The sequence below is a fragment of the Loktanella atrilutea genome, assembly GCF_900128995.1.
GTDB lineage: Bacteria > Pseudomonadota > Alphaproteobacteria > Rhodobacterales > Rhodobacteraceae > Loktanella > Loktanella atrilutea.
On record NZ_FQUE01000030.1, the window covers coordinates 1 to 8,222 of the forward strand.

Below are 8,222 nucleotides of genomic sequence, written 5' to 3' on the forward strand. Positions count from 1 at the left end.
CGCGCTGCATCAGTTGCCGCCGTCAGTCGGGGCGGTGGCGTCGGGCGAGGCGGCGCCGGCCGGCTGCGGCGCCGTCAGCTCGAAGGTCTGGGGGGGCGGCACGGGCCGCGCGGTCTCGGCAAGCCGCACGAGGCTGCCGCGTCCGTCGCCCAGGTCGATCGTCATCTCGACCGCCCGCGCGTCGGCTTCCGTGTCGGCGGGCGGCCAGCTGTCGAACCAGGTCAGCGTGTCGTCCATAACCCTCAACTGCAGCCCGGCAATATCCTCCAGCAGACTCTGCCGCATACCGGGTCCGGTGCCGGGGGACTGCACCTGGCGCAGCACGACGCCGGTGCCGCCGCTCCAGGTCAGGATGCGACCGCCCGAACCGGACAGGACGAGGCCGTCATCACGCAGCGCAATGTCCTCCGGCGCGCTTTGCATGACGTCGCGGCTGAACAGCCGCAGGGCGCGGTCGTAGCGCGCGATTGCTTCCAGCCGTCCTTCCGTCCGGTCACGGGTGCGGATAATGGCGTCGAGCGTCGTGAATGACGCGATACCGACCAGCGTGAAGAGGACCAGCGCGACCAGCATCTCGACCAACGTCAGACCGGCTTCACGGTCGCGTGCCATCATGCGCCGGTCGCACCGATCAGGGTCGTGGCCCCCTGCTGGACGCTGAGCACCGCAAGCGACCGCGCGCACTGGCCGTCCTCGCTGAAGCGATAGGGGCCGAGCACGCCGTCGAAGCCCCCCTCGCGCAGCAGGCCCGCGCGGTTCTGCTGGCCGATGCGCCCCAGCAGGCGGGCCATCTCGACCGCGTCGAAGGCGAGGCCCGCCAGCACACCTGCCTCGGTGGCGGTCTGTTCCTCGAGCGCCAGCGCGAAGGCCTCGTAGCGGATCGGATCCGGGGCCGCGAACCAGGCGCCCATCAGCGCGGGGATGCGGTAGGGCACGATGGACGACCACTGGTCCGACCCCAGGATCTGCACCCCGGCCCCCTGCAGCGCCGCCGCCTGCGCCTCGAACGCGCCGCCGACGATCGGCAGATAGACCGCATCGGGCAGCGCGCCGCCCGCATTGGCGGTCACGGCCGCGACAAGGCCATCGGCACTGTCGCTGACGACGGGTGGCGCCACGCCAGCCCCCACGGCCGCACCCGCCGCCTGCGCTGCGGCGGCATGAAGCTGTCCGAAAGGAGAGTTGGGCACCACCACGCCGATCCGGCGTTTGCCGCGCGTCCCGGCAAAGCCGATGACCGCGCGCGCCGACTGCAACGGCGTCACGCCGAAGACAAAGACGTTCCCATTGGCGACGGTGCTGTCGTTGGTCAGCGCGACGACGGGCACGCGGCCGGCCGTTGCACCGACCGCCCGGCTTTGCCCCGACAGAAGGGGCCCCAGCAACATGCGCGCTCCGTTCTGCAGGGCAAGCTGGGCCGCCGCGACGGCGCTGGCATCGGTGCCGCCGGAATCGTAGACGGCGACTTCGGCACCCGGTCCGATGTCGTTGCCGCCAAGGCTTGCGGCGGCCTGCATGATCTGGCCTATTGACGCCTGAGGTCCCGACAGCGGGGCCAGCAAGGCCGCCTTGCCGACGGTGCCTGCCGGTGGCAGGGCCGGTTCGCCAGACAGGCTCGCACAACCGCCCAGCAAGGTCGCCGCCGATGTTCCGCACAGCCCCCGCAGAAAGCCGCGTCGCCCGAGGGTCCACCTTGCGCAGGGTGTCGACTGGTCTGGCTCTGACATTGGTGATCGCCCTGATCTACATGGTCGCGCTTGGCGCGACGATGCCGGCGAGCGCCTTGCGTCACTTTGTCAGCATCCCGCCGCAAATCACAGCCCTTAATGGCACTTTGCGGCATGGTCGCGCCGAGGTGAAGGGCGGCTACGCCCTGACGTGGGACCACCGTACCGCCGACCTGCTGGTTCTGCGCGCGCGGGCCGATACGGTGCTGACAGGTGCGGACACGCAGTTGACAGGCAGCCTGCGCGCGAGTCCCCTCAGCGTATCGCTTGACGACCTGGCCGGCCGTGCCGGTCCCGGCCTGTTGAAACTGATGCCCGGCCTCGCGGTCGACAGCTGCACCACGCGGGCCGTGGTCGACGGCGTCGGGGCCAGCCTGTCGCGCGGGGCCGCCGCTGCGCAGGGGCGCATCACCGTCGACTCGGGCACCTGCATCGAAACGAATGGCCGGGTGAACCCCGTCCCGCCACTGGACATTGCCCTCGATACCGTCGGCCTCGACGCGCGCGCCCGGGTCACGACCGCAGGCACTCCGCTGGCCGAGGTGGTCGTCGCCGGTGATCGCCGCCTCATCCTGACCCTCCAGCCCGCGGGGTCGGCGCTGATCCCCGGCCTGCCGACCGGTGCGCCGATCATGCTGGACATGCCGTTCTGACGATCAGCTGACGAGGTTGTTGAGGTTCACGATCGGCAGCAGGATCGACAGCACCAGCAGCATGACGATGCCGCCCATGAGCAGCAGGACAGCCGGCTCGACCAGCGCCACCAGGGCCGCGACCAGCGCGTTGAGGTCGCGCGCCTGATCCTCGGCGGCGCGGGTCAGGGTCGCGCCAAGCACGCCGCCCGCCTCGCCGCTGGCGACCATCGCGATCAGCATGGGGGGAAAGATGTCGGCTTCCGCCAGCGCGCGCGACAGGGCCGTGCCCTCGCGCACCCGCGCGCTGGCGGCCTGAACGCGCGCGCGGATGTAAAGGTTTGGCACGGTCTGCGCCGCCGCCTCGAGCGCGTCCGTCAGCGGCACCTGGCTGACGATCAACGTGGACAGGGTGCCCGCGAATTGCGCGGCGTTGGCTTTCAACACAAACGTCCGTGTGACCGGCGCGCGCGCCAGTAATCTGTGCCAGCGCAACCTGACAGCCGGCCGCCGCAAGACCGCGCCCGTGGCGAGGATCATTGCCACGATGGCTGCCAGCGTCACCAGCCCCCATTGGTTGATGAAATCCGATACCGCGATCAGCGCGCGGGTCAGGAACGGCAGTTCCGCCCCGCGCGCGGTGAAGACGCGCACGATGTCGGGCACCACGAAGGTCAGCAGCGCCACGATCACCGCCAGCGACACGACGGCCAGGATCGCGGGGTAGAGCAGCGCAAGCTGCACCGTCTGGCGGTTCTTGGCCCGCGTCTCGACGAAGCCCGACAGCAGGTCCATGACCCGGCCCAACTGGCCGGAGCTTTCTCCCGCCGCGACCGAGGCGCGATAGTAGTCGCCGAAGGTCTGGGGATAATCACCCAGCGCCTGCGCAAAGCTGCGCCCGTCCAGCACCGCGGACCGCAGGTTCAGCAACAGCGTCGATGTGGCGGGCTTGTCGGACTGGTCGGCCACCGTCTTGAGCGATTGTTCGACCGAAATGCCCGACCCGATCAGCGTCGCGAGCTGCCGCGTCACCAGTGTCAGCGCACGGATCGACACGGATTTCGTCCGCCGCAGGGCCGGAGCGCCGCGCCTCGCCGTCGTCGGCTCGACGCTGACCGGCAGCAATTGGCGCGCCCTCAGGGACTGCCGGGCGGCGGCGGCATTGCTCGCCTCGGCGATGCCCTTGACCGTCTTGCCCGACGGATCGACGGCGGTGTAGGCAAAAGCCGCCATTTAAGCCGTCACCTCTGGCAGGCCGGGGTCTTCGTGGACGGCACGGGCGACCTCTTGCGGGGTGGTCAGCCCGGCTCGCAACTTGGCCACACCGTCAGCCAGGATGCCCGCCCCGCGCGTCCGTGCGGCGGCGATCAGGTCCGCCTCCGATCCACCTTCGTGCAGCATCTTCTCAAGCGCGGTATCCACTTCGATCACTTCGTATAGCGGCAGGCGCCCGCGATGGCCGGATCCGTGGCAGGCGTCGCAGCCGGTGCCGATCTGCATGACCTCCCCCGCCGGGACCGCATGGGACAGCAGCGCGCTTTCCGCCTCGGTCAGCACATGATCGGCCTTGCAGTCCGGGCAGGTCCGCCGCACCAGCCGCTGCGCCACCAGCCCGCGCAGCATCGGGGCCAGAAGGAAGCGTTCGACGCCCATTTCGACCAGCCGCGACACGGCACCGATGGCGGTATTGGTGTGCAGGGTCGAGATCACGAGGTGCCCGGTCATCGCGCTTTCCACCGCGATCTGGGCCGTCTCGCGGTCGCGGATCTCGCCGACCATGATGACGTCGGGATCCTGCCGCAGGATCGCGCGCAGGCCGCGCGCGAAGGTCAGGTCGGTCTTGGGGTTCACCTGCATCTGGCCGACGCCGTCCATCGTGTATTCGATCGGATCCTCGACCGTCATGATGTTGCGCTGCCTGTCGTTGAGCATGTCGAGCCCCGCATAAAGGGTCGTCGTCTTGCCCGATCCCGTGGGCCCGGTCACCAGGACCAGCCCGTCGGGCCGCGAGAGGATCCGCTTGAGCTTGGCATTGTCCGTGTCCGACAGTCCCAGGTGGTCGATCCCGCGCAGGGTCTGACCGCGATCCAGCAGGCGCAGCACGACACGTTCGCCGAACTGGCTGGGGATCGTGGAAATCCGCACGTCCAGATCATAGCCCCCCACGCGAAGACTGACGCGCCCGTCCTGCGGCAGGCGCTTTTCGGCGATGTCCAGCTTGCCCATGACCTTGATCCGGCTGACCAGCAGCGGGGCAAGCGCACGCTTGGGGCTGATGACCTCGCGCAGCACGCCGTCGACGCGGAAGCGCACCAGAAGGCGTCGCTCCTCCGTCTCGATATGCACGTCCGAGGCGCCTTCCTTCACCGCCTCCAGCAGCAGCGCGTTGATCAGGCGCACGACGGGCGCATCGTCGTTCTGCGCGAGCAGATCGTCGACCGATGCGGCAGTGTCGGCCAGCGTGGCAAGATTGTCGTCGGCATCAGCGGCCACCTGCGCGGCCTCTGATGCGGAATCGCGATAGACGGTGCCGAGTGCCGCTTCGAAGGCGGCGGAGGTGATCTCGGCAAAGATCAGCGGGCCGCCGTGGACCCGCTGCGCTTCCAGCAGGGCGTCAAGCGACGCATCGGGGCGATGGCGGCAAATGATGCCGCCCTCGTCCATCAGGATCACGCCCTGCGACTGGGCGAAGGCGTAGGTCAGGCGCGGGGTCACACGTCATCCTCCAGCAGCAATCTGGTCGAGACGATGCCAGGTGCCGGACGGCGATCCACCTCAAGCGCGGCAACGCGCACGGCGTAGGTCGCCTGCATGTCGGCGAGCCACAGCATCAAGTCGGCGAAGGCCACGTCGTCGAGGGTGACCCTCAGGCCGGTGCCCTCCGGCTCAAGACGGCGCAGTTGCAGGCCCGCCGCCTCCGCGCTTTGCGTGACGCGGGTCGCAATGGGGTCGGCGGGGGCCGGGGCCGCGACCGGGGTCGGATCGGCTGCGCGGCGCGCCGCGGCACCGGTGACGAGGCGATAGGCTGCGATCTCATCCAGCCGTGCGGCACGGGCGTCCTGCAGCGGCACCCAGGCGAACTGATAAAGGATCAGCAGAAGTGCCAACGGGACAGCTGCGGCCACCATGACACGTTCACGCAGGCTCAGGCGGGCGAACCATGCGGTCATGCCGACCCCCGACTGATGCGCAGTTCCACCTCTGCTCCACCATCGCCGGCGCTGGCCGCACCGGACCGCACGGCAAATCCCGCGTCGGTCAGCCCGCGTTCGATGGCCTGCAACGCCTCCAGCCCGTTTGCCTGGACGAGCACCACCAGCGTGTCGTCCGCCGCGGTCCAGGCCATCCGGCGCAGCGTGGCCGTGGCGTCCGTCGCGGCCAGCGTGGCCGACACATCCGCGAGCAACGGCAGAAAGGCGCTGCCCGCCGGTGCGGCCACGGTCGGGGCCAGCCGCTGCAGGATGGGTGCGACATCCTCCGACATGGCAATGCCTGGCAGCGGTCCGGCGATCGCAGCCTGGGCCGCTTGTCTGTCGACCCGTGCGATCCGGCCCAACGCCATCACATCGACAGCCAGCAAGGTCAGGTGCGCGGCCAGCCCCGCCGCCAGCAGGGCACCCGCCAGGATCACGGGCCGCCACGTGCGCGCCGCATCGCCGGGTCGCACGCGCGGCAGGCCGTAGGCCAGTTCTGCCGGGTCGGGTAGAGGCACGGTGGCCGACCGGTCCGTCTGGCGTATCTCCGGCGGCAGGGCCATGCCGCAGGACAGAATCTCGGGCTGCCCGGCGCGCGTCCACAGCAGCAAAAGGACTTCCGTGGCGGCAGCAAATCCCGTCCCGTCGGCCGCACGGACCACGCAGCGGTCGCCGTCGCGCCAGACCGCCCAGCCGGTCGCGGGGCGCGGGATCAGCAGGATCTCGGGCAGGATGCGCGGTGCCTCCTGCGGGCAGGCGTCAATCACCCGACGGGCCACGACGAAGGTCAGTTGCGGCGCACCTGCGGGCGCGATGATCGGCCCCGGTGCCACGACGGTCGCATCCAGCGGGGCGGCGATCCTCTCCTCGGCGGCAAAGGCCAGCATGGCGGCGCGCTGACGGGCCTTGGCGGGGGGCAGCGTGATGAGGTGGGAGCCGACCTGTTCGGCCGCCAGAAGAAAAGGAAGCGGCTGGCTGCGATGGCTCAGTGCCTGCGCCAGCCGTGCCTGAAGGGCCGGGCTCCCCGCTTGCGCGGCCCGAGGGGGTGCCGGCGTGTTTGAAACGTGACCTCCGGCCAGCGCAACAGCCTGCCCAGAGGCACCCTGCGTCGCGATAGGCTCTTGATTTATCACGAATTATTGCCTTTTCATCCGCCTCGTTCTTCCGTTACCATAGTTGCACCCACGCGCGCGGAAAGGAAACAGTTTCATGGATCTGAGGTTCAAGCGGCGCGGCATCGTGCGGCGGCACCGTGCGCCCGACGCTGGTGTCACGCTGATCGAGATGATGGTGGTCCTGGTCATCATCGCGCTGGTTGCGGCGATCATCGTGCCGAACGTCATCGGCCGTCCGGACGAAGCGCGGGTCGCCGTCGCGCAGACCGACATCCGCACCATCGGATCCGCGCTCGAACTCTACCGTCTCGACAACCAGACCTATCCGACGACGGCGCAGGGACTAGCGGCTCTGTCGACCCGACCGACGACCTCACCCGAGCCGCGCAACTGGGCGGCGGGGGGATACCTCTCGCAACTGCCCGTCGATCCCTGGGGGAACGCCTATCTCTATCGCTCGCCGGGGGACACCGGCGGGTTCGATCTGATGACGCTGGGCGCGGACGGCGCGCCGGGGGGCGAAGGTCCGGCAGCCGACATCGCCCACGGCCAAGCGACCGCCACCAATTGATGCGCGCCCGCGACGCCGGTGTCACGCTCGTCGAGGTGCTGGTGGTCCTTGTGCTGATCGGGGTCATGGCCGGTGCCGTCGGCCTGTCGCTGGGTCCGGTCGATCGTGGCGACGCATTGCAGCGCGAGGCGACCCTGCTTGCCGCCCGCCTGAATCGCGCCGCCGACGAGACGCTGCTGACCGGCGATGTGGTGGCCTTCGTCTGGGACGCCGACGGCTACCGGTTCGAGGTGCAGCGCGGCGCGGACTGGCAGCCGCATCCGGTCGCCCTGCTGGCCGAACCCCACGCGACTCCCGGTGCGCGGCCGACCGATCCCGACGGTGCGGCCGAGGGTCGCTTTGTCGTCGATGGCGACCTGTTGCCGGTGACCGGGGCGCCGCTGGCGCTCACCCTGCGCGCCGACAGCGGGCTGGAAACATTGATCCGGTTCGACGGCGTCAATGCGGTTCAGGTCGATACGCCGTGACCGCGCGCAACCCCGAGGCGGGCTTCACCCTGATCGAGGCGCTGGTCGCCATGGCGGTGCTGGCGCTGGGTGCCGTGTCCCTGCTGACCGCGACCGAGGGCCATGCCGCCCGCATCACCGCCGTGACCGACCGCACCCTTGCCCGCTGGGCGGCGGATCAGGCCCTGACGGCGGCACGGCTGGGCCTGCCGGAGGAGGCTACCCTGCCGATCATGGGCCGCGACTTTCCGGTGAAGGTGTCGCGCAGGCCGACGGACGATCCGAACCTGACGGCGATCACGGTCGATGTGGTGGCACCGCCGGGTGACAGCGCGTCCGGGACGCTCTATCGTGTCACAGGTTACACGGTGACAGGGTTCAACGGGGAGGCGCGGGAGTGATCAGGTCTGGCGTCGCGGGTTGGTTGCCGATCGGCACGGGCGTCGCCGTCGCGGCATCGCTGGCCGTCGCGGCGGCACCGGTGACCTGGCACCTGACCGGTGCCGCGGCGATCATGCCGGACGCCGCCGCCCTGTC

Annotated in this window: 10 protein-coding genes; 4 read left to right on the top strand and 6 right to left on the bottom strand. The window is 70.0% G+C overall.

Annotated elements, in window-relative coordinates; genetic code table 11:
• Positions 1 to 9: 9 nt before the first annotated feature.
• Entirely contained in the window at positions 10 to 615 is a 606-nt protein-coding gene (locus BUA54_RS20090; RefSeq protein ID WP_072859019.1) for a prepilin-type N-terminal cleavage/methylation domain-containing protein, read from the bottom strand.
• Positions 612 to 1,727 carry a penicillin-binding protein activator gene (locus BUA54_RS20095; protein ID WP_084114708.1) on the bottom strand — a complete coding sequence of 372 codons (1,116 nt, stop codon included), beginning with the start codon at positions 1,725 to 1,727 and terminating at the stop codon, positions 612 to 614. The genes BUA54_RS20090 and BUA54_RS20095 overlap by 4 nt, the downstream gene beginning before the upstream one ends.
• Here BUA54_RS20095 and BUA54_RS20100 point away from each other — a divergent pair.
• The gene (locus BUA54_RS20100) at positions 1,646 to 2,380 is read left to right on the top strand and encodes a hypothetical protein (protein WP_072859021.1); all 735 of its coding nucleotides are present in this window, start codon (positions 1,646 to 1,648) and stop codon (positions 2,378 to 2,380) included. The two genes, BUA54_RS20095 and BUA54_RS20100, sit on opposite strands and share 82 nt — an antisense overlap.
• Before the next feature lie 3 nt (positions 2,381 to 2,383).
• Here the strand turns inward: BUA54_RS20100 and BUA54_RS20105 are convergent, their stop codons facing one another.
• Genes BUA54_RS20105 through gspL form a run of 4 tightly spaced genes read right to left on the bottom strand, consistent with a single transcriptional unit; the run spans position 2,384 to position 6,686 of the window.
• Entirely contained in the window at positions 2,384 to 3,592 is a 1,209-nt protein-coding gene (locus tag BUA54_RS20105; RefSeq protein WP_072859022.1) for a type II secretion system F family protein, read from the bottom strand.
• Positions 3,593 to 5,074, bottom strand: a complete 1,482-nt coding sequence (locus BUA54_RS20110) for a GspE/PulE family protein (protein ID WP_072859023.1) — start codon at positions 5,072 to 5,074, stop codon at positions 3,593 to 3,595. It abuts the gene before it with no gap.
• Positions 5,071 to 5,529, bottom strand: a complete 459-nt coding sequence (gspM, locus tag BUA54_RS20115) for a type II secretion system protein GspM (RefSeq protein WP_072859024.1) — start codon at positions 5,527 to 5,529, stop codon at positions 5,071 to 5,073. Before gspM ends, BUA54_RS20110 begins: the two co-directional genes overlap by 4 nt.
• Positions 5,526 to 6,686 carry a type II secretion system protein GspL gene (gene gspL, locus BUA54_RS20120; RefSeq protein WP_072859025.1) on the bottom strand — a complete coding sequence of 387 codons (1,161 nt, stop codon included), beginning with the start codon at positions 6,684 to 6,686 and terminating at the stop codon, positions 5,526 to 5,528. Before gspL ends, gspM begins: the two co-directional genes overlap by 4 nt.
• A 76-nt stretch (positions 6,687 to 6,762) precedes the next feature.
• Between gspL and gspG the strand changes: the two genes are divergently transcribed.
• Genes gspG through gspI form a run of 3 tightly spaced genes read left to right on the top strand, consistent with a single transcriptional unit; the run spans position 6,763 to position 8,086 of the window.
• Entirely contained in the window at positions 6,763 to 7,239 is a 477-nt protein-coding gene (gene gspG / locus BUA54_RS20125) for a type II secretion system major pseudopilin GspG (RefSeq protein ID WP_072859026.1), read from the top strand.
• Positions 7,239 to 7,706: a prepilin-type N-terminal cleavage/methylation domain-containing protein gene (locus BUA54_RS20130; RefSeq protein WP_072859027.1), complete on the top strand. Its 468-nt coding sequence runs from the start codon at positions 7,239 to 7,241 to the stop codon at positions 7,704 to 7,706. Before gspG ends, BUA54_RS20130 begins: the two co-directional genes overlap by 1 nt.
• Positions 7,703 to 8,086, top strand: a complete 384-nt coding sequence (gene gspI / locus BUA54_RS20135; protein WP_072859028.1) for a type II secretion system minor pseudopilin GspI — start codon at positions 7,703 to 7,705, stop codon at positions 8,084 to 8,086. Before BUA54_RS20130 ends, gspI begins: the two co-directional genes overlap by 4 nt.
• Positions 8,087 to 8,222: the final 136 nt, after the last annotated feature.